The 20092-nt window shown below is 69.5% G+C and carries 17 protein-coding genes; 6 read left to right on the top strand and 11 right to left on the bottom strand.

Annotation, left to right across the window (positions count from 1 at the left end):
* Positions 1-33: 33 nt before the first annotated feature.
* From AC1DGC_RS17580 to AC1DGC_RS17605, 6 genes are all read right to left on the bottom strand, one after another.
* Positions 34-2532 (bottom strand): DNA topoisomerase I, encoded by a 2499-nt coding sequence (locus tag AC1DGC_RS17580; RefSeq protein WP_394164809.1) that lies wholly within the window; start codon positions 2530-2532, stop codon positions 34-36.
* 221 nt (positions 2533-2753) lie between these two features.
* A complete protein-coding gene (locus AC1DGC_RS17585) occupies positions 2754-3710 on the bottom strand; it encodes an RDD family protein (RefSeq protein WP_259209828.1) in 957 nt (318 codons plus the stop codon).
* Positions 3711-3755: 45 nt separating this feature from the next.
* Positions 3756-4517, bottom strand: coding sequence for a GYF domain-containing protein (locus AC1DGC_RS17590; protein WP_478048466.1), 762 nt, complete (start codon positions 4515-4517; stop codon positions 3756-3758).
* 37 nt (positions 4518-4554) lie between these two features.
* On the bottom strand, positions 4555-5028 hold the full coding sequence (locus AC1DGC_RS17595; protein WP_259209824.1) for a DUF494 family protein: 474 nt from the start codon (positions 5026-5028) through the stop codon (positions 4555-4557).
* 42 nt (positions 5029-5070) lie between these two features.
* A complete protein-coding gene (dprA, locus tag AC1DGC_RS17600; protein ID WP_478048467.1) occupies positions 5071-6210 on the bottom strand; it encodes a DNA-processing protein DprA in 1140 nt (379 codons plus the stop codon).
* Positions 6211-6283: 73 nt separating this feature from the next.
* Positions 6284-7414, bottom strand: a complete 1131-nt coding sequence (locus AC1DGC_RS17605; protein ID WP_478048468.1) for a LysM peptidoglycan-binding domain-containing protein — start codon at positions 7412-7414, stop codon at positions 6284-6286.
* A gap of 126 nt (positions 7415-7540) precedes the next feature.
* Here AC1DGC_RS17605 and def point away from each other — a divergent pair, with 126 nt between their 5' ends.
* The 5 genes from def to AC1DGC_RS17630 all read left to right on the top strand — a co-directional run bounded on the left by def (position 7541) and on the right by AC1DGC_RS17630 (position 13575).
* Positions 7541-8053: a peptide deformylase gene (gene def / locus AC1DGC_RS17610; protein ID WP_259209815.1), complete on the top strand. Its 513-nt coding sequence runs from the start codon at positions 7541-7543 to the stop codon at positions 8051-8053.
* 99 nt (positions 8054-8152) lie between these two features.
* A complete protein-coding gene (fmt, locus tag AC1DGC_RS17615; RefSeq protein ID WP_259209814.1) occupies positions 8153-9076 on the top strand; it encodes a methionyl-tRNA formyltransferase in 924 nt (307 codons plus the stop codon).
* 1 nt (position 9077) lies between these two features.
* The gene (gene rsmB / locus AC1DGC_RS17620) at positions 9078-10418 is read left to right on the top strand and encodes a 16S rRNA (cytosine(967)-C(5))-methyltransferase RsmB (protein WP_478048469.1); all 1341 of its coding nucleotides are present in this window, start codon (positions 9078-9080) and stop codon (positions 10416-10418) included.
* A 25-nt stretch (positions 10419-10443) separates the two neighbouring features.
* A complete protein-coding gene (locus AC1DGC_RS17625; protein WP_478048470.1) occupies positions 10444-12168 on the top strand; it encodes an ArnT family glycosyltransferase in 1725 nt (574 codons plus the stop codon).
* Between the two features lie 108 nt (positions 12169-12276).
* A complete protein-coding gene (locus AC1DGC_RS17630; protein ID WP_394164815.1) occupies positions 12277-13575 on the top strand; it encodes an O-antigen ligase family protein in 1299 nt (432 codons plus the stop codon).
* Here AC1DGC_RS17630 and AC1DGC_RS17635 read toward each other — a convergent pair.
* On the bottom strand, positions 13560-14378 hold the full coding sequence (locus AC1DGC_RS17635; protein ID WP_394164816.1) for a glycosyltransferase family 2 protein: 819 nt from the start codon (positions 14376-14378) through the stop codon (positions 13560-13562). The two genes, AC1DGC_RS17630 and AC1DGC_RS17635, sit on opposite strands and share 16 nt — an antisense overlap.
* On the opposite strand from AC1DGC_RS17635, the gene AC1DGC_RS17640 reads away from it, so the two are divergent.
* Positions 14377-15435, top strand: coding sequence for a CDP-glycerol glycerophosphotransferase family protein (locus tag AC1DGC_RS17640; protein ID WP_259209850.1), 1059 nt, complete (start codon positions 14377-14379; stop codon positions 15433-15435). The genes AC1DGC_RS17635 and AC1DGC_RS17640 overlap by 2 nt on opposite strands.
* 282 nt (positions 15436-15717) lie before the next feature.
* Here AC1DGC_RS17640 and AC1DGC_RS17645 read toward each other — a convergent pair whose 3' ends face one another.
* From AC1DGC_RS17645 to AC1DGC_RS17660, 4 genes are all read right to left on the bottom strand, one after another.
* Positions 15718-17265: a PH domain-containing protein gene (locus AC1DGC_RS17645; RefSeq protein WP_478048471.1), complete on the bottom strand. Its 1548-nt coding sequence runs from the start codon at positions 17263-17265 to the stop codon at positions 15718-15720.
* Positions 17262-17741, bottom strand: coding sequence for a PH domain-containing protein (locus tag AC1DGC_RS17650; RefSeq protein WP_478048472.1), 480 nt, complete (start codon positions 17739-17741; stop codon positions 17262-17264). The genes AC1DGC_RS17645 and AC1DGC_RS17650 overlap by 4 nt, the downstream gene beginning before the upstream one ends.
* Before the next feature lie 144 nt (positions 17742-17885).
* Positions 17886-19022, bottom strand: a complete 1137-nt coding sequence (ribA, locus tag AC1DGC_RS17655) for a GTP cyclohydrolase II RibA (RefSeq protein WP_259209802.1) — start codon at positions 19020-19022, stop codon at positions 17886-17888.
* A 68-nt stretch (positions 19023-19090) separates the two neighbouring features.
* On the bottom strand, positions 19091-20008 hold the full coding sequence (locus tag AC1DGC_RS17660) for a lauroyl acyltransferase (protein WP_478048473.1): 918 nt from the start codon (positions 20006-20008) through the stop codon (positions 19091-19093).
* Positions 20009-20092: the final 84 nt, after the last annotated feature.

Here is a 20092-nt window from a genome sequence, read left to right on the forward strand (position 1 = left end):
CCGACCGCCTTGGGGCGTGGCCGCCCGCGGCGGTCAGGACGCTTTCTTGACCGCCTTCTTGACGGCCTTCTTGGCTACTTTCTTGGTGGCTTTCTTCGCCGTGGCTTTCTTGGCGACCTTCTTCACCGCGGCCTTCTTGGTGGCGGTCTTCTTGGTCGCTTCGCCCGCCGCCTTCTTGGCCGGCGCCTTCTTGGCCACGACCTTCTTGGCGGCCTTCTTGCCGAAGCCCTTGCGCACCGGCTTGCCGGTTTCTTCCATCAGCTGCTGCACCTCGGCCAGGGTCAGCGACGCCGGCTCGCGATCCTTGGGGATCTTGCCGTTCATCTTGCCGTCGCTGATGTACGGGCCGAAGCGACCGTTCAGCACCTGGATCTCGCTGCCCTCGAATTCCTTGATGATCCGGTTGCGCGCGATCTCTTCCTTCTCTTCGATCAGGAAGACCGCCCGGGCCAGGTCGATGGTGTAGGGGTCGTCTTCCTTCTTCAGCGAGGCATAGGTGCTGCCGCGCTTGGCGAAGGGACCGAAGCGGCCGATGCCGACGCTGACGTCCTCGTCCTTGTCCTGGCCCAGCGCGCGCGGCATGAGGAACAGCTCCAGCGCGTCTTCCAGGGCAATGGTGTGCATCGACTGGCCCGGACGCAGCGAGGCGAACTTGGGCTTGTCCTCGGCGTCCTCGGCGGTGCTGCCGATGGCTGCATACGGCCCGAAGCGACCCAGGCGCACGCTGACCGGCTTGCCGGTCTTGGGGTCGGTGCCGAGCTCGCGCGCGCCACTGGCCTCGGCGCGGTCGACCGATTCGTTCTTTTCCACCACCAGCTTGTTGAACGGGTCCCAGAAGCGGGCCATCAACGGGATCCAGTCTTCCTCGCCACGCGAGACGGCATCGAGTTCGTCTTCGAGCTTGGCGGTGAAGTCGTAGTCCACGTACTGGGTGAAGTGGCTGGACAGGAACTTGGACACCGCGCGGCCGACGTCGGACGGGCGGAAGCTACGGCCTTCCATTTCCACGTACTTGCGGAACAGCAGGGTCTGGATGATCGAGGCGTAGGTCGACGGACGGCCGATGCCATATTCTTCCAGCGCCTTGACCAGGGCCGCTTCGGTGAAGCGCGGCGGCGGCTGGGTGAAGTGCTGGTCGGCCACGATGCGCTCGAGCGGCACGCGGTCGCCCGGCTTCATCGCCGGCAGCTTGCGGCCTTCGTCGTCGTCCTCGGCGCTCTTGTTGTCCTTGCCCTCTTCGTACACGGCCAGGAAGCCGGGCACCACCACGGTGGTGCCGCTGGCGCGGAACACGTGCTCGCTGCCCGCCGACAGATCGACGCTGACGGTGTTGAGCGTGGCCGGGATCATCTGGCAGGCCACCGCACGCTTCCAGATCAGCTCGTACAGCTTGCGCTCGTCGTCGGTGAGGAAGCGGGCGACCTGGGCCGGCGTGCGCAGGGCCGAGGTCGGGCGCACCGCTTCGTGCGCTTCCTGGGCGTTCTTGGACTTGGTCTGGTAGGTGTTGGGCTGGTCCGGCAGCGAGGCGATGCCGTAATCACGGGCGATCACGTCGCGGATCTCGGCCAGCGCATCCTGGGACAGGTTGACCGAGTCGGTACGCATGTACGAGATCAGGCCGACGGTGCCTTCTTCCTCGCCGATCGCCACGCCTTCGTACAGCTTCTGCGCGACCTGCATGGTCTTGCGCGTGGTGAAACCGAGCTTGCGCGAGGCTTCCTGCTGCAGCGTGGAGGTGGTGAACGGCGGGGCCGGGCGGCGCTTGCGCTCCTTGCTGGCCACGTCGGTGACGTGCAGGGCGCCCTGGGCGGCCTGCTGGATGCGCATGCGCGCCGCCTCGGCGGTGTCGCCGTCTGTCACGGTGAACTGTTCGAACTTCTGCCCGTCCAGCTTGACCAGGCGCGCGTTGAAGTGCTGGGACGGATGCGCACAGGCGGCATCGATGCTCCAGTACTCGCGCGCGATGAAGGCTTCGATTTCTTCCTCGCGCTCGACGATCATGCGCAGCGCCGGGCTCTGCACGCGGCCGGCGGACAGGCCGCGCTGGACCTTGCGCCACAGCACCGGGGACAGGTTGAAGCCGACCAGGTAGTCCAGCGCGCGGCGCGCCTGCTGGGCATCGACCAGGTCGCCGGCGATCTCACGCGGATGGCCCATCGCTTCCTTGATGGCGCGCGGGGTGATCTCGGTGAAGACCACGCGCTGCATCGGCTTGTCCTTGACCAGCCCGCGTTCCTTCAGGATTTCGGCGATGTGCCAGCTGATCGCTTCACCCTCGCGATCCGGATCGGTTGCCAGGAAGATGTCGTCGGCGCTCTTGGCGGCCTTGACGATGGCATCGACGTGCTTTTCGTTCTTCTCGATGAGGTCGTAGCGCATCGCGAAGTTGTTGTCCGGGTCGACCGCGCCTTCCTTCGGCACCAGGTCGCGCACATGCCCATACGAGGCCAGGACGGTGAAGTCCTTGCCGAGGTATTTGTTGATCGTCTTGGCCTTGGCGGGCGATTCGACGATGAGCAGGTGCTTGGGCATGTCTGATTATTTCTGTGGGCAGCAGCCCGGGAGAGGGCGCTAGGGTGGAGCAAATGGCCGCATTAGTGAAGGGCAGCGGGCGATATCCATACGCTGAACGCCCGGGTATGCGCCGGGCGTTCAGCTTTAGTGCTTATTAGAGGAATCACGTCCGAGCCATCCGTGTCAAGCGGCCCGGTGTGAGGAAGATCGCCGCCGTACGGCGATCTGCCCGGGTTTCCTTACGATTGTGCGGCGGCCATCACAATGGTCATCACGATCAGGCCGGCATAGGCCAGCACGGCCAGCACCGTCAGCGCGATGACCACCAGGGTGACCGTGCCCAGCTCGCGGCGCTGCCGCTCGGGCTGGTCGGTGAAGGCCCATTTGTCCACCACCAGCGTGTCGGCCACCATGTCGTGCAGGCCCTGCTTGCGCTGGGTCACGCCGGCCATGATGCCCGAGGCCAGGTAGGCGATACCGCAGCTGATCAGGTAGGAGAAGAACAGCGCCGCCCATCGGCCGAGGCTGCGCGCCTTGGTCAGGCGCTGGCCGTCGCCGCGCACCACCTTGATGCCCACCGCCAGCTTGCCCAGCGAGGCCTGGCGCGTGGAGGCGTGCATCAGGGTGAAGTAGAGGGCCTGGATGATCATCGGCAGCACGTACACGCCCAGCACGATGAAGATCGCCATGCCGGGGGAGGTTTCCGGCGAATTGAGGCCCCCCATGAAGCTGGCCATGCCGCCGAACAGCAGCATGCCCACCAGGAACACCAGCACCAGCACGCTGGACATCACCAGGCCATCGATCATGGCCGCGGCAAAGCGCTTCCAGAAACCGGCATACACCACCTCGCCACCGCCGACCACCATGGCCTCGGCATGGCTGCCGCCCGAGGTGGGCGCGGTATACGGCGAGAACGTGCCGCCGCCGGTGCCGGGCAATGGCGCGGTGCCGTTGTCGATGGCGGTGTAATCCCCGCGCAGGTCGATGCCGGTGCCGACGTTGTCGGCGGCGCTGGCCAGGTTCTGCAGCTGCAGCTCATCGACTGCCTCGGACAGCGGCTTCCACTGCGGGAAGCCCTCCCGCCAGACCAGCGTTGCCAGCGTGATCTGTGCGCGCTGGAAACGCAGGCGCAGTTCGTCGGCGCTCAACGGGCCCTGGCGATCCTGGCCATCGGCGTAATACCACTCAGTCATTGCTTCGATCCCCATGTGTGTTCATCCGTGGACATCCGTCCGATTTCAGCCGCGGCATTCCAGCGGCAGGTACTTGTCATCGACTTCCGACGTGCATTCCCATTGCTGCTGCTCCGGGTCGTAATCCAGCCACACCAGCTTGCCGTCCAGCGCAGCGTGGCTGCTGGCCTCCAGCTCGGCCTCGATGCCGCAATGGCCGTTGTCGAAACGTCCGATATGCACCGCCGCCAGCATGCTGCTGGCGTAGCCGTCGGCGGCCTGGAAGCCGTCGTCGTCGTTGACCGGGCAGCGGCCGTTGGCGCTGGCGAACTGGCTGACCTGCGCCTTGACCGCGCCCAGTTCGGCCAGGGCCAGCGTGGTCTTGGTCCGCATCACGTACTCCTGGTAGGCGGGCAGCGCGATCGCGGCCAGGATGGCCACCACCGCGATCCCGACCACCAGGCAGGCGCCGCCGATCAGGGCCGCGATCGCGCAGCCGGACATGCCGGTGCGCGGGGCGACCGCGGTGCCGGTGGCGGGCGTCGTCGGTGGCACGGGAATCTGCGGCGGCACCGCAACCCGGGGCGCCGGGGCAGGGCCGGGCGTGGCATCGAGTGGGGGGGCGGGCGTGCTGGCTGCCGGCGGCGGTGCCAGCACCAGGCCGATTTCCTCGGCGACGTCGCGCAGCGGCAGCCACTGCGCCATGCCGTCGCGCCAGACCAGCGTATCGGCGGCGATACGGCTGGACTGATACAGCGCGATCAGCTCGTCAGACGCCAGCGGCCCACGCTGCTGGCGATTTCCTTCTGCATAGAACCACTGGCCCACGGCACGCTCCTGAATGCGCAAGGCGCCCAGTGTACGGTCAGTGGAGCGGTTCCGGTTCGTCAACGAACATCTGGGTTTCCATCCAGGCGTACGCCGCCTCGGAACCCGGCTGGTTGAACAGCACCATCAGCACGACCCACTTGAGGTCGTCCAGGTCCAGTTCGTCCTGGTCCAGGGCCATGGCGCGGTCCAGCACCAGCTCGCGCTGGTTGGCGTCGAGGATGCCGTGCTGTTCCAGGAACATCAGGAAGCCCCGTCCTTCGACGTCGAGCTTGTCCAGTTCCGGGCCATGGTAGATGCGCACCGGGCCATCGACCCGGGCCAGGGTCACGGCGGGGCGCTGGTCGGCCAGGGCATCGAGCCAGTCGAACGCTTTCTTGATTTCGGTGGGGCTGAAGCCGGCCTGTATCAGGCTGTTCTGGAGGGTGTCGCGGTCACGGACGAGGTCCGGATCCTCGCTGAAGTAATGTTCAAACAGGTACAGCAGGACATCCAGAATGCTCTCTTTCATTGCCCCTCGGCCTGCGTCAACGACGCTGTGGAGGTGAAGAAACTAGGGTTTTCGACAGTAGCGCCCATATGCGGCAACCACCTTTCCATCCAGTTCCATGACCAGCAGCATGGCCGACAGCTGAGCCGTCGTCAATCCGCTGCGCTGGATCAATGAATCCATACTGGTTGGGTTGTCATCCAGTGCCTGCCACAAGCGCTGGTAGTTCGGGTCGGCATGGGCAGGGGCGCTTGGCGGCGCCGGTCGTGCCTGTTCAGTGGGGGCGCCCAGCCGGCTTCGCAAGGCCTGGCCCAGGCTGCCGGCCAGGGCAGTCAGCCCCGCGATCACCTCGTCGGGATGCTCGACCAGTTGGGCCCCGTCGCGGATCAGGCGGTGGCAGCCGCGGGCGCGGGCGTTGCGCACCGAGCCAGGCACGGCAAACACCTCGCGCCCGGCCTCGCTGGCCAGGCGGGCGGTGATCAAGGCGCCGGAGCGCGCCGCCGCTTCGATCACCAGGGTGCCCAGCGACAGCCCGGCGATGATTCGGTTGCGGGCCGGGAACTGGTGCGCCGCCGGGCCCATGCCGGGCGGGTACTCGCTCACCACGGCCGCGCGTGCGGCGATCCGGGCGTGCAGACCGGCGTTGGCAGGCGGGTAGGTCCGATCCAGGCCGGTGGCCACCACCGCCACGGTGCGGCCCCCGGCCACCTTCAATGCGGCGTCGTGGGCCCGCGCGTCGACGCCGGCCGCCAGCCCGCTGACCACCGACAGCCCGCTGCGCGCCAACGCCCCGGCGAACTCGGCGGCCAGTTCGGCCCCGCTCGGCGTCGGGGTACGGCTGCCGACCACGGCCACCCCGGGGTGCCAGAGCGCGTCCGGGTCGCCCTGCACGAACAGGGCTGGCGGCGCCTCGGGCTGGTGCCGCAGCAGGATCGGGTAGTCCGGGTCGTCGATGCCGACCAGGTGGTGATCGGGCTGGGCCAGCCAGGCCGTTGCACAGGCCAGCCAGGCGGGGTCGGGCTGGGCCAGCCGGGCGCATTGGGCCGGGCCGCAGCCGGCGCCACGCCAGGCGGCCGGGCCGGCGCGTAGCGCCTGCAGGGCATCGCCGTGGCGCTCGATCAGCCGCCGTCGCGGCGGCACGCTTCCGCCGGCCAGGACCAGGCGCAGCAGCGCCTCGGAGTCATCGGTAAAGAAAGGGCACATCCGCTCAGGCTAGGCCGGATACAGCGACGGCGCCCTGGGGCGCCGTCGGAGTGTTGCGTAGGGCAATGCCGCGTTACTGCGCGTCCGGATGCTTGGCCGCGTAACCCACCTGGACCGGCTTGAGCCCCTGCATGACCAGCGCGTAGCTGACCTTGTCGAAGGTGCGGAACACCATCGCGTGGGCGGCGTACTCGTCGGGCAGGGTGATGCGGCCGGCGCCGTCGGTCAGCGAATCGTCCATCCGCGACGAGTTGCCGTACTTCATGGTGTTGGCCACGTGGCGCCCCTGGCGCCACAGCGACACCACGGTGCCGTTGTCGATGCCATTGGCGCTGCCGGCCGAAATGGCGATCACATCGCGCGGGCCACCGGCCAGGAGCATGTCCGTCACCGCCAGCACGCGGATGTCCAGGCCTTCGGTCTGGGCGGCCGGGACGTGCGGGAAGAACTGCAGGTCGTAGGGGTTGGCCTCGACCGGAACCAGGCGGTCGCCCTTGCGCACTTCGCGCCCGCCGACCTGGGTCTGCAGGGCAATGGTGGTCACATCCACGTCGCCAGCGGCGACCTTGGTGACCGTGCCCACGTTGACCTGGACCAGCTCGTAGCCGAGCGTCTGGTTGCGCTTGCTGGGAACGATGTAGTTCTTCCAGAGGTTGCCGCTGCCCGGGGTGACGTCACCGCGGTAGGTGAGGTCCTCGGTCGGCTTGGGCAGTGCGTACTGGACGCTCGGCCGGACCACCGCCCAGCGCTGGCCCACTTCGGCACCGTCCAGGCCGCGGACATAGGCGACCTGGCCACTGGTGGCGCGCAGGCGGTTGTCTTCCAGCCCGGCCACGAACGGCAGGGACTTGATCTCGTCGACCACGCTGAGCTGCTTCAGGAACGGCTCGACCTGGTCCAGCGGGATGCCGTTGATCGGCGCTTCCTGGCGCGGGCCGGGCTGGGCCACGACGCGGTCCAGGTAGGCCAGGCTCAGTACGTCGCCGGGGTAGATGAGATGCGGGTTCTTGACCTGCGGATTGGCTTGCCAGATCTCCGGCCACAACCACGGCTTTTTAAGGAAGCGCGCGGAAATGTCCCACAAGGTATCGCCCTTGCGGACGACGTAGGTATCCGGGTGCCCGCCATTCACTTCAACGGCGGTAGCATAGGTGGCGACGGTCAACATCGCCACGGCGACGACCGTACGAGTACGTTCAAACATAGGTGTGGTGCCTGATTCCCCAACAGGTTCGCGCACTATAGTCCAGAAACCGGGGCGCAGGGCAAGCGTTGGCGATAGAATTGCGACGTACGCCGCTTCGACCGGCGCCCCCTACCGGTATTTGCCATGGCTATCCTGCCTATTCTTGAGTTTCCCGATCCGCGCCTGCGCACCAAGGCTGCGTTGATGGAGGCCGCCGAGGTCACCACCCCGGCCTTCCAGGAACTGATCGACAACATGTTCCACACCATGTACGAGGCCCCCGGCATCGGCCTGGCCGCCAGCCAGGTGGACGTGCACAAGCGCTTCATGGTCATCGACGTCAGCGAGGAGAAGGACACCCCGCAGGTGTTCATCAACCCGGAGATCGTCGCCAACGAGGGCGGCCAGGTCTACCAGGAAGGCTGCCTGTCGGTGCCGGGCATCTTTGCCGACGTCACCCGCGCCAACCAGATCACCGTGCGCTTCCTGGACCGTCAGGGCCAGCCGCAGGAACTGACCACCGACGGCGTGCTGGCGGTGTGCATCCAGCATGAGATGGACCACCTGGACGGCAAGCTGTTCATCGATTACCTCTCGCCGCTCAAGCGCGAGATGGTGCGCAAGAAGCTGGCCAAGCAGCGCAAGCACGTTGCCTGAGATGGCCACGGGCACGGCCGCGCGGGCTGACCGCGCGCCGCACCCGGTTGTTCGGCGCCGGCCACCGGCGCCGTTTTTCTTTCTGCAAGTGGGGTCGCCATGAAAATCGTCTTTGCCGGTACGCCGGAGTTCGCCGTGTCCTCGCTGCGCGCGGCGGCGCGCCACCATGAAGTGGTGGCCGTCTATACCCAGCCGGACCGTCCGGCCGGACGCGGGCGTGGGCTGATGCCCTCGCCGGTGAAGCTGGAGGCGATCGCGCGCGGCATTCCGGTGTTCCAGCCGGAAAACCTCAAGACCCCCGAGGCACAGCAGCAGCTGCGCGACCTGCAGCCGGACCTGATGGTGGTGGTGGCCTATGGCCTGATCCTGCCCAAGGCAGTGCTGGCCATCCCGACCCACGGCTGCTGGAACGTGCACGCCTCGCTGCTGCCGCGCTGGCGCGGCGCCGCGCCGATCCAGCGTGCCATCCAGGCCGGCGACAGCGAGAGCGGGGTCTGCCTGATGCAGATGGAGGCCGGCCTGGATACCGGCCCGGTCCTGCTCAAGCAGCACGTCGCGATCGGCGCCAGCGATACCGGCGGCCACCTGCATGACCGCCTCGCCGAGCTGGGCGCGCAGGTGCTCTCCGATGGCCTCGGCCTGCTGCGCGCGGGGATCAAGCCGATCGCCCAGCCCCAGCCGGAGGCCGGGGTGACCTATGCGCACAAGCTGGACAAGGCCGAGGCGCGGCTGGACTGGGCGCAGGATGCGCAGGCGCTGGAGCGCACCGTGCGTGCCTTCAACCCGTGGCCGATCGCCGAGGCCCAGCTGGCCGGCGAACGCGTGCGCATCCACGGGGCGGTGGCGCTGCCGGACAACCAGGGCAAGGCCCCGGGGACCCTGCTGGCGGCCGCGCGCGAAGGCATCGACATCGCCTGCGGGCAGGGCGCGCTGCGCCTGCGCGTGCTGCAACGCGAAGGCGGCAAGGCGATCACCGCGGCCGACTACCTCAACGCGCGCCGCGACCTGAGCGTGGGCGCCTGAGATGACCCGTATCCAGCAGGACAAGCAGGCCCCGCAGCGCGTGGCAATGGCCCCCGGCGTGCCCACCCGCGTGCTGGCCGCCAAGGTGCTGGCCCAGGTGATCGGCCGTGGCCGCTCGCTCAAGGCCGAGCTGGCCAAGGCATTGCCCGAGTTGGACGACAGCCGCGACCGCGCGCTGCTGGAGGCGTTGTGCTTTGCGGTGCTGCGCCGGCGCGGCGCCTATGACGCCGCCCTGGCGCAGTGGATGCAGCGTCCGCTGAGCGTGCGCGAGGATGAGTTGCGCGCGCTGCTGCTGGTTGGTTTCGCCCAGCTCGACGCACTGGAACTGCCGGCGCACGCGGCGCTCTCGGCCACGGTCGATGCGGCACGGGCGATGGGCCGCGACCGCCAGGCCGGCATGGTCAACGCGCTGTTGCGCCGCGCCCAGCGCGAAGGCATCCCGCAGCGCCCGGCGCGCGAGGCCTTCCCGGATTGGATGGCCGACAAGATCGAACAGGACTGGCCCGAGCAGGCCGACGCGGTGTTCAGTGCCAGCCTGGTGGCCGCGCCGCTGTGGTTGCGGGTCAACCGCCAGCACGGCAGCCGCGAGGCGGTGTTGGCGCAGCTGGCCGACGGCGGCATGGCTGCCGAGGGCTCGACGCTGGGCAGCGACGCGGTCCGCCTGCCGGTGCCGGTGGCGGTGTCGGCGCTGCCCGGTTTCGCCGCCGGCGCATTGTCGGTGCAGGACCTGTCGGCCCAGCTGGTGGCCGACGCCCTGGCGCCGCGCCCCGGCGCGCGGGTGCTGGATGCCTGTGCCGCCCCGGGCGGCAAGTCCGCGCACCTGCTGGAGCGCGACCCGACCCTGCAGTTGCTGGCGCTGGACATCGATCCGCGCCGGCTGAAGCGGATCAGCGAGACCTTCGCGCGGACCGGCGTGGGCGCGCAGGCGCGGGTGCTGGCCGCCGATGCCACCGACCCGGACAGCTGGTGGGACGGGCAGCCGTTCGACGCCATCCTGCTCGATGCACCCTGTTCGGCCACCGGCATCATCCGCCGCCAGCCGGACGTGCTGTTGCACCGCCGCCCGGCCGACATCGAGGCGCTGGTGGCCCTGCAGGGGCGTCTGCTGGATGCCTGCTTCCGGATGCTCGCCCCCGGCGGCACCCTGCTGTATGCGACATGCTCGATCCTGCGCGAAGAGAACCAGTTCCAGGTCGAAGACTTCCTCCAGCGCACCCCCCGCGCAGGCTTCCTGCCATTGGATGAACGCTTCGGCCACGACTCCTGGGCCGGGCGCCAGCGCCTGCCGGGTGAAGAAGGTGCTGACGGTTTCTTCTACGCGCGTCTGCTAAAAAAGGGCTGATCCACTGCTGCCCTCCATGCGTCCCATGCTCAATTCCCGCGCGTCCCGAGAGTTCTGGTTGCTTGCGTTGATGGCCTTGCTGGTCCTCGGCGCCGGGCTGGGCATGCGCGATCCCTGGCCGTCCGACGAGCCCCGCTTCGCCCTCGTGGCCAAGCAGATGGTGCTCGGCGGCGACTGGCTGTTCCCGCATCGCGGCACCGAGCTGTACTCGGACAAGCCGCCGATGCTGATGTGGGCGCAGGCGGCCTTTTACAGCGTGTTCGGCAACTGGCGGGTGGCCTTCCTGCTGCCGTCGCTGCTGGCCGCGCTGGGCACGCTGGCCTGCGTCTACGACCTGGGCCGGCGGCTGTGGACGCGCCAGGTCGGGCTGTATGCGGCCTGGGCGCTGCTGTTTGCGGTGCACTTCACCTTCCAGGCGAAGAAGGCCCAGATCGACCCGCTGGTGGTGTTCTTCATCACCCTGGCCAACTACGGCCTGCTGCGCCACCTGCTGTGCGGGCCGGCGTGGCGCTGGTGGTGGCTGGGCTGGTTCGCCGCCGGCCTGGGGGTGATCACCAAGGGCGTGGGCGTGCTCGCGCTGCTGATGATCCTGCCGGCGGCGGTGGCCTCGATACTCGGCTGGCCGCGGGTGCGCCTGCACGTGCGCGACTGGCGATTCTGGCTGGGGCCGCTGGCCTTCGTGCTGGCGGTGCTGTTGTGGCTGCTGCCGATGGTGCTGGCCGCCACCGCCAGCGGCTCGGTCGAGTACCGCGCCTACATGGACGACATCCTGTTCCGCCAGACCGCCAAGCGCTACGCGCAGTCCTGGGACCACCACCAGCCGTGGTGGTATTTCCTCGGCACCATGCCGTCGATGTGGGTGCCGGCGATCCTGGCCCTGCCGTGGGCCATCCCGGCCTGGTGGCGGCGTCTGCGCCGGCGCGATCCGCGCTACCTGCTGCTGCTCGGCTGGTGGCTGCTGATCGTGCTGTTCTTCTCGATTCCGCACGGCAAGCGCGATGTCTACATCCTGCCGTCGCTGCCGATGTTCTGCCTGGCGTTGGCGCCGCTGCTGCCGGGGCTGCTGCGCCGGCGCGATGTGCAGTGGGTGCTGGCCGGCTTCGTCGGCCTGCTGGCCTTGGGCCTGCTCGGCGCGGGCATCGCCATGCTGACCGGCCAGCCCGGGTTTGAAAGCCGGCTGATCATCGAGCGCGGCATCAATACCAGGCTGACCTCGGCGCTGGGCTGGGTGGGCGTGGCGCTGGGCTGCTGGGCGGTGTTCAGCCTGTGCGCGGCCGGCGCGCGGCGCTTCCACCTGGCGGTCGCAGCCACGCTGGCGATGGCCTGGGTGGCCTACGGCCTGGTCGGCTACCCGTTGTTCAATGATTCCAGTTCCGCCCGCGGCCTCATGCAGCAGATCGGCCAGCGCATCGGCCCGGACGGCGAACTGGGGCTGGTGGCCTGGAAGGAACAGAACCTGCTGATGGCCGACCGTCCTGCCACCACCTTCGGTTTCAACCGTCGCTGGGACCGGCAGCTGCGCGATGGCGTGGCCTGGCAGGCCGCGCAACCGACGCGACGCTGGCTGGTGGTGCAGGAAGACGCACTGCTTGGCTGCGTGGACCGCGATACCGCGACCCTGGCCGGGGTCGCCAACCGTCGCCGTTGGTGGCTGGTGACGGCCAGCGACATCCATGGGCCCTGCGTGGCCACCGCGGCCGAGGCCGAGCGCGAGCGCACCCTGCACAAGATCGATGGCGATGAAGATTGAGCCGAATGACAGGGCGCGCGCCGCAGGGCACGTCGTTCATGCCCGCGGGCGCCGGTTGCGTCCGAGCAGTGCAAGGGCATGCATGCCTGTGTGTGGTCGAGAGTGGCAATGAAGCACACCAACCCCCGTCCGCTGCCCGAGATGTCCCTGCCGCCGCTGCAGGGCCGGGGACGGATCGCCCACCAGCTGGCCAATCTAGGCTTGTTCTGCCTGCCGGCGCTGATCCTCACGGTGCCGCAGAACCTGCTGCCCTACGGCATCGTGCTGCTGCTCAGCACGTTGCTGGCGCCGGAACTGCTGTGGCGTGCGCGCCACCTCGCCGGCCGGCCGGTGGCCATGCTCACCTGGATGATGCTGGCCGCGATCGGCCTGGCGCTGCTGTCGATGTATCTGTTCGACCAGGGCCTGCGCGACATCGACAACCGATCGCGGTTCGCGGTGATTCCCTGGCTGGCGCTGTGGGTGTGCGCGTTCCGGCCGGAGCTGCGCTGGCTGTGGACCGGTTCGCTGGTGGGCCTGCTGGGCACCATGCTGCTGGCGATCCTGCAGGTGGCCGGCGGCGCGCCGCGCGCCGACCTGAGCACCAACGCGATCGTGCTGGCCGACATCGTGCTGGTGCTGATGGTGCTGCTGGTGTTCTGCCGCCCCCACCGGCGCTGGAGCTGGGTGATCGTGGGCATGGTGGCCGGCTGCGTGACCATCGTGCTCAGCGGCAGCCGCGGTGTCTGGCTGGCGTTGCTGGCGCTGCTGGCGGTGATGGCCATGAGCCTGCGCTGGCGTACCGGGCCTGCCCGGTTCGGGGTCCTGCTGACGGTGCTGGCGATCGCCATCGCGCTGGCGCTGACCATCCCCAGCCTGCGCGAGCAGGTGCGCCTGACCGAACTCAAGCACGACGTGGTGCGCATGGAGCGCGGCGACAGCGACTCCTCGGCCGGGGCGCGCGTGGAGCGCCTGCAGGTGGCCTATGAGACCTTCCTGGACCATCCGCTGACCGGCGTGGGCATCGGCCATTTCGACAGCGCCATGCAACGCCTGCCGGTATGCCGCGACGATCCCGGTGAGCTGCGCTGCCACCTTGGCCACGCGCACAACGACCTGGCCGAGTGGTCGGCCACGCAGGGCGTGCCCGGCGTGCTGCTGTTGCTCGCGGTATATGGCGTGCCGCTGTGGGTGTTCGTGGGTCTGCACCGGCGCAGCGGTGAAACCACCTTCCGCGGGCCGGCCGCGGCCGGGATCATGATCGTGGTGGCCTACGTGCTGTGTGGCATCACCCAGTCGATGTTCGCCCACCAGATCACCGCCAGCTTCTACGTCACCATCGTGGCGCTGCTGGCGGGCCTGTCGGTGATGCAGGGCCACCAGCGCCGGCAGGCGCTTGCCCAGGCCCGGGCTCAGGCGCCGGGCTGATCGCGCGGCGGGTCGGTCACCGGCTGGCCGTGCTGCAGCATCCACAGCATGATGGTCTTCTGGCGCACGTAGTTGGCGCGCACATAGGCGTACACCAGCCCGTGCCAGCCGTCGCGGAAGCCGCCACGCAGCAGCAACCCGCGCCAGAACCGCCACGCCGGTGCCAGCACCAGCTTGGCCAGGGTGGCGCGCTTGCCGCGTGCGAACTCGTGTTCGGCCATCATCCGCGCGTAGCGCTGGGTCTTGATCAGCTGCTGCTCCAGCGAACGGTACGGATAGTGGATCAGGTCGCCGCGCAGCACCCCGACGCTGCCATCCACGCTGGCGGCCTCGTGGATCTCGCGCTTGCCGCGCCAGCCGCCGTGGCGGCGGTCGAACAGGCGCAGCACGCGGTCCGGGTAGGCATTGCCGTGGCGGAGGAACTTGCCGAAGTACGCCGACAACCGCGCGAAGCGGTAGCCGTGGTGCCCGGCAAAGCCATCTGCCTGGGCTGCCAGGATGGCCGCGCGCAGCTCCTCGCTGATGCGCTCGTCGGCATCCAGGCACAGCACCCAGTCATGCGCGGCCTGCTCCACGCAGAACGCCTTCTGGCTGCGGAAACCATCGAACGGGCGTTGCAGCACGCGGGCCCCGGCGGCTGTCGCGATCGCCACGGTGGCATCGGTGGACTGGGAGTCCACCACGACGATCTCGTCGCAGAAGGCCAGCGACGCCAGGCAGTCGCCGATGCGGTCGGCTTCATTGAACGCGATAATGCAGGCCGAGATGCGAGGCCGTTCAGTGGGAGCGGTCGTGGAGGACATGATGGCCGAGTACCTGCTGTTTGCGACGGAGCGTTATGCGCTGCCCATTCTCGCCCCACTGGCCCAGGCGTTGCACGCGTCCGGTCAATCGGTGTCGGCCTGGTTTGCCGATGGGGCCGCCGGATCGCAGTTGCCGGGCGTGCCCAACGTGGACCTCCGGCAGGCGCTCGCGCTGCGCCCGCGGGCGGTGTTCAGTGCCGCCAACTGGGTGCCGCCGTTCATCGCCGGGGCCAAGGTGCAGGTGTTCCATGGCTTCAACGTGCAGAAGCGCGACAGCGCCCGCGGTCACTTCCGGGTGCGCGGCCTGTTCGACCTGTACTGCACGCAGGGCCCCGCCACCACCGATCCGTTCCGTGCGCTGGCCGAGCGCGAGGGACACTTCGCCGTCGCGCAGACCGGGTGGCCGAAGCTGGACCCGCTGTTCCGCGAGGATGGCGGTGCCAGTGCCGCACTGCGGGCGCCGGCTGCCGGCCGCCCGGTGATCCTGTTCGGGTCCACCTTCACCGAGCGCCTCAGCGCGGCGCCGCACCTGTACGAGCAGATCGCGGCCGACATCGCGCGCGGCGAGCGCTACTGGCTCCTGACCCTGCACCCCAAGTGCAGCGAGGCGCTGTTTGCGCGGTATCGCGCGCTGGCCGGCGCGCATGCCGCCTTCATCGAACCGGAGCAGGTGATGGCCGCGCAGCGCGCCGCCGACGTGCTGGTGTCGGACACCTCTTCGATCGTGTCCGAGTTCCTGGTGCAGCACAAACCGGTGGTGACCTTCCGCAACCGGGTGCCGCAGCCGCACATGATCGACTTCGATGAGGCAACGGCATTGCCGGCGATGCTGGACCGTGCGCTCGCCCCGGAACCGGCACTGATGGCCGAGATCCGGCGCTATGCCGAGACGATCCACCCCTATCGGGACGGCTGCTCCAGCGAGCGGGTGATCGCCGCCACCGAGGACTTCCTGGCCGGTGAGCTGGGCGTGCTCAAGCGCAAGCCGTTCGGCGCGTGGACGCGCGGGCTGCAGATCCGCAGGGAGCTGGGGTACTGGGGGCCGGCGAAGCGTTGAGGCGTTGCCACGCATGGCGTGGCACTACAGGGCGGTAGGTCGGACGGCTGCCACGGATGGCGTGGCACTACAGGGCGGTGGGTCGGACGGTTGCCACGCATGGCGTGGCACTACAGGGCGGTGGGTCGGACGGTTGCCACGCATGGCGTGGCACTACAGGGCGGTGGGTCGGACGGCTGCCACGCATGGCGTGGCACTACAGGGCGGTGGGTCGGACGGCTGCCACGCATGGCGTGGCACTACAGGGCGGTGGGTTGGACGGCTGCCACGCATGGCGTGGCACTACCAGTGCAGGCGGCGCTTGGCCAGGGCCTGGCCCAGCTGCGCATACACCGCGCGGGCATCCGCTTCGGGCAGGTAGCGCAGGCACAGGGGAATGCTGCCGCCGGCCCCGGCGGTGTCCAGCCAGACGCTGGCGGTGCCCAGCCAGCGGTCCAGGGGGGAGCGGCTCAGGCGCAGCGACTGCAGCTTGTCCAGTTCGGCAAAGCGCCACCAGCGCTGCCACCAGCCGCCACGGGCGGCCACGTACTGCGCATCCAGGTGATAGCCCATGCGGGCCATCTGGCGGTGCGCGCGGAAGGCCGACCACGGCAGCCACAGCAGGATCAGGGCCCCCATCGGCAGCCCGTTCCATACGGCTGCGGCCGCCACCACCGGCAGCCACAGCAGTGCCGGCAGGCACAGTCGCCACCAGCCGCGTTGCTGCACCGGCTGCCAGCGTGCCGGCGGCCACTGCAGTTGCGGCAACAGATGCCGCACCAGCGCATCACAGGCATCCGGCGTGGCCAGTGGGGCCAGCTCGCGCAGGTCGCGGCGCTCGTTCTCCACGGCGGCGCCCGCGGCGATGTCGATGCGCAGGTGGCGACGCCGGGCCCAGCGCTGCAGCGGGCTTTCGCGCAGCGTCCAGGCCTGGATGCGGCGCCGTGCAACGCTGCTGCGCAGGCGCGTGAGCAGGCCACTGACCACGGTCAGGCGCCGCTCGTGCTCGCTGAGCTGGAACCCGTAATAGCGCAGCAGCGCGAGGGCCACCGAGAACACCCGCAGCAGCACCCAGAAGCCCAGCACCGCCACCAGCGCCAGCAGCGCCCAGACCCACGTCGCCGGATGCAGGTGGCTGGCGTAGCCGAACGCCTGGCGGCTGCCGTATTCGATCGCATCGGACATCGTGCCGCGCGGGAACAACTGCATCGTGGCGCCCAGCGCGGCCAGCACCACCACCCAACCGCGGTTGGAGAGCAGGCCGATCCGCACCACATCCCAGGGACTCAGTCGCAGCAGCACCGCATCGTCGCCACGCGGCGGCGTGGCGGCGGCAACCTCCGCCGTCGCGGCGGTCGGCACGGCCGGCGCCTGGCCGCGGTGGCGGACCAACTGCTCCAGGGCCAACGCCTGGGACAGCTTGAGCACGCGCATCTCCGCTTCCGGGCGCGCGCCGCCGGCCGACTCCAGGCGCAGCTCGGCCACGCCGAACAGGCGGTGCAGGGGGTTCTGGTGGACCACCACGTTGTGGATGCGTGCGAACGGGATTTCGCGCCGGTTGCGCGACACCACCCCGCTGCGCACGCTGATCCCGTCGCGCCCGATCCGGTAGCGGTAGGTGAGGAACTGCAGGATCGAGACGCCGACCAGTACCGCGATGACGACCACCGCCGCCGCATAGGACCACATCTCGTCGCGGTCACCGCGATTGCCGAATACCAGCAACGCCACCAGCGGCAGCAGGAACTGGCGCATCTGCATCAGCAGCACGAACAGCCACGACCACGGATGCAGCCGCTGCTCCTGGGCGGGATCGACCGCGGCGTCGTCGATCGGTGGCACGCTGCTCACAGGGCGTCGTCGTCCCGGTCGAGCTGGTGGGCCAGCGTATCGCGCAGGTGTTCGGCGTCTGCGGCATCCAGCCCGCTCAGGGTCACCGCGCTGAAGCGGCTGCCGGCGGTGTGCACCACCAGCGTGGCCAGTCGCGCGCCACGCTCGATCGGGCCGCGGCGCAGGTCCAGGTGCTGCACGCGCGAGATCGGCACGTGCGTTTCCAGCTGCCACATCAGGTCGCGGCGCATGCCCAGCCCCGCCTCGTCCAGCCGCCAATAGGTGCGGCGCTGGCGTCGGAAGCCGAAGCCGGCCCCGATCAGACCGCCGAGCACCAGCATGCCGGCCGCGCCATACCAGCGCAGCGGCAGGTCGAGCACGATCCAGCCAACCGCGCAGGCGCCGCCGATCAGCGCGGTGCCGCCGATGGCACCGGCGATGGCCGCGATGCCGGCGGCGCGCAACGGCAACGGCTGCCAGCGGGGTTCAGCCTGCAACGGCGGCGGCAGCGGGGGCGGGGCGGGAAGGACGGGGGTGTCGATGGCGTCGGGCAAGGCAGGGCGCTCGGCAAGGGGATGCGTGCCGGGCGTCGTTCCAGTGCTGCTGCGCCCGTCGCGCAGACGGTAGCAGGTTGCCGCGCGCTATTGCGCGGCCTGGATCAGTGCGTCCACATCGAGCAGGTGCCCGGCACGTTCGGCCTTGGTACGCAGGTACTGCTCGTTCTCGGTGGTGATGTCGCCGGTGACCGGCACACAGTCCACCACCTCGATGCCGGCATTGCGCAGGCGCTGCGCCTTGGTCGGGTTGTTGCTGAGCAGTTGGACGCGCTGCACGCCCAGGCCCTGCAGCATTGCCACCGCGCTGCCGTAGCGGCGCTCGTCGGCGCCGAAGCCCAGCTGCGCATCGGCGTCGATGGTGTCCAGGCCGTCGTGCTGGTAGCCGTAGGCACGCATCTTGGCGGCGATGCCGGTGCCGCGGCCTTCCTGGTCCAGGTACAGCAGCACGCCACCGCCCAGGTCCTTGAGCTTGCGCAGGCCACGCCGCAGCTGGTCGCCGCAGTCGCACTTGAGCGAGCCGAACAGGTCGCCGGTGAGGCACGAAGAATGCACCCGCACCGGCACCACGCCGGACAGGTCCGGGGTGCCGACGATGATCGCCACCTGGTCGCGTTGGGCCACGCCGCCGCGGAACACCGCGAACTCGGTCATGCCGACCTCGCGCAGCGGCACCGGCGAGCGCGCCACCAGCTCATAGGCGTGGGCGGCCTGTTCGGCGCCCTGGTGCAGGTCGCACAGCGAGACTTGCGCGCAACCGTCGAAACGGGTATCGGCCGGGTCCAGCAGCACGCCGACCATGGCCGGCAGCAGCAGGCCCAGCCGCGCCACTTCCACCGCACCGTCGTCCAGCGCCTGCCCGGCGCTCCAGCCCGCGGGCATCGCCCCCGGCTCGCGCAGGTAGCTCAGCGAGGGCAGGGCATCGAAATCGACGCCGGCCAATGGCACCCGCGCGCCGTGCTCGGCCGTCACCCCCAGCACCCGCGCGCGCGTAGCGGTGAGGAACAGGAAGTGGCGCGCATCGGCGGCCTGGGCAAACGCGCTGAAGCTGCTGCGGGTGCTGCTGTCCAGCGCGATGAAGGCCAGGCGCTGGCCGTGGCTGTCATCGATCACCACCGGGCGGCCGGCACGCAATTCGGCCACTGCCCGCTCGCAGCGGATCGCGGCCGGATCGCCGAACAGGAGAGAAGCAGCATCAGACATGGCAGGGGCCGTGGGGGACATCGTGGGTTCACAGTGGGGACGGAAGGCGCCGATTCCAATTGCGCCGACGGCGCGACACAGCGTCGCATTCAGTGCGGATGTTGCTCGGTAGCGTACGGGTCCACTTCACCACTTTCCGGGGGGCGCAGCGTGTAGCGCTTGTAGGTCCACTGGTACTGGCTGGGGTCGCGCCGCGCGATCCGCTCCAGCCCGGCGTTGAGCGCGGTGGCCGCCACCTGCGGGTCGGGATCGGCCACGGCCGGCGGGGCGGGCTGGATGTGCAGGGCGAACTGCATGTCCGGCCCGACCCGTTCGCACCAGCCGTACAGCACGGTCGCCCCGGTGCGCTCGGCCAGCCGGTTGACCAGGGTCATGGTCAACGCCTCGACACCGAAGAACGGCGCGAACACGCCGTCGCCGGCCTTGGGCTGCTGGTCGGGCAGGATGCCGGTGGCGCCGCCGTCCTTGAGCACCTTGAACAACTGGCGCACCGCCGGGCCTTCGGCGCGGACCTGGCGGACGTTGTCGCCGCCACGCACCAGTTGCAGGAATGCATCGCCGACCGCCTCGTCGGGGGCCTTGTAGACGATGGCGATCGGGCCGCGCGAGGCCAGCCACTGGTTGAGCAGCTCCCAGTTGCCATGGTGCGGGGCGGCCACGATCACGCCCTTGCCGGCGGCCAGCGCGGCGTCGTACAGCGCCTCGCCATGGCGCTCGACCAGGCAGGCCAGGTTGTCCTGGCGAGGGCGGGTCCACAGGCGCAGGGTTTCGATCGCCTGCATCGCGGTGGAGCGCAGCACCTGGCGATGCAGCACGGTGCGTTCGGCGGGCCCCATGTCCGGGAAGGCCAGTTCCAGGTTGCGCCGGGTGACCCGGCTTTCACGGGCGTTGAGACGGATCCATAGGCCGGCCAGCGCAGCCCCGATGCCGCGTAGCCAGGACCAGGGCAGGCGGGTGAACAGGGCGGCGGCGCGGTAGGCCAGACGGGCAGTGGTATGCGGTTTCATCACCGTGAAGTCTAGCCGCTGGCCGCCATCCTCGCCGGGGGCCGGGCGCGTTAAGGTAGGCCGCCCCGTCCCAGGAAGCCCGCC

Source organism: Stenotrophomonas sp. 05N37 (genome assembly GCF_056397365.1).

Coding starts and splice junctions, on each gene's coding strand:
- fmt (WP_259209814.1), top strand. CDS start 8,153: ATGAAAATCGTCTTTGCCGGTACGCCGGAGTTCGCCGTGTCCTCGCTG.
- AC1DGC_RS17640 (WP_259209850.1), top strand. CDS start 14,377: ATGATGGCCGAGTACCTGCTGTTTGCGACGGAGCGTTATGCGCTGCCC.
- def (WP_259209815.1), top strand. CDS start 7,541: ATGGCTATCCTGCCTATTCTTGAGTTTCCCGATCCGCGCCTGCGCACC.
- rsmB (WP_478048469.1), top strand. CDS start 9,078: ATGACCCGTATCCAGCAGGACAAGCAGGCCCCGCAGCGCGTGGCAATG.
- AC1DGC_RS17585 (WP_259209828.1), bottom strand. CDS start 3,710: ATGACTGAGTGGTATTACGCCGATGGCCAGGATCGCCAGGGCCCGTTG.
- dprA (WP_478048467.1), bottom strand. CDS start 6,210: ATGTGCCCTTTCTTTACCGATGACTCCGAGGCGCTGCTGCGCCTGGTC.
- AC1DGC_RS17625 (WP_478048470.1), top strand. CDS start 10,444: ATGCTCAATTCCCGCGCGTCCCGAGAGTTCTGGTTGCTTGCGTTGATG.
- AC1DGC_RS17635 (WP_394164816.1), bottom strand. CDS start 14,378: ATGTCCTCCACGACCGCTCCCACTGAACGGCCTCGCATCTCGGCCTGC.
- AC1DGC_RS17595 (WP_259209824.1), bottom strand. CDS start 5,028: ATGAAAGAGAGCATTCTGGATGTCCTGCTGTACCTGTTTGAACATTAC.
- AC1DGC_RS17605 (WP_478048468.1), bottom strand. CDS start 7,414: ATGTTTGAACGTACTCGTACGGTCGTCGCCGTGGCGATGTTGACCGTC.
- AC1DGC_RS17630 (WP_394164815.1), top strand. CDS start 12,277: ATGAAGCACACCAACCCCCGTCCGCTGCCCGAGATGTCCCTGCCGCCG.
- ribA (WP_259209802.1), bottom strand. CDS start 19,022: ATGTCCCCCACGGCCCCTGCCATGTCTGATGCTGCTTCTCTCCTGTTC.
- AC1DGC_RS17580 (WP_394164809.1), bottom strand. CDS start 2,532: ATGCCCAAGCACCTGCTCATCGTCGAATCGCCCGCCAAGGCCAAGACG.
- AC1DGC_RS17660 (WP_478048473.1), bottom strand. CDS start 20,008: ATGAAACCGCATACCACTGCCCGTCTGGCCTACCGCGCCGCCGCCCTG.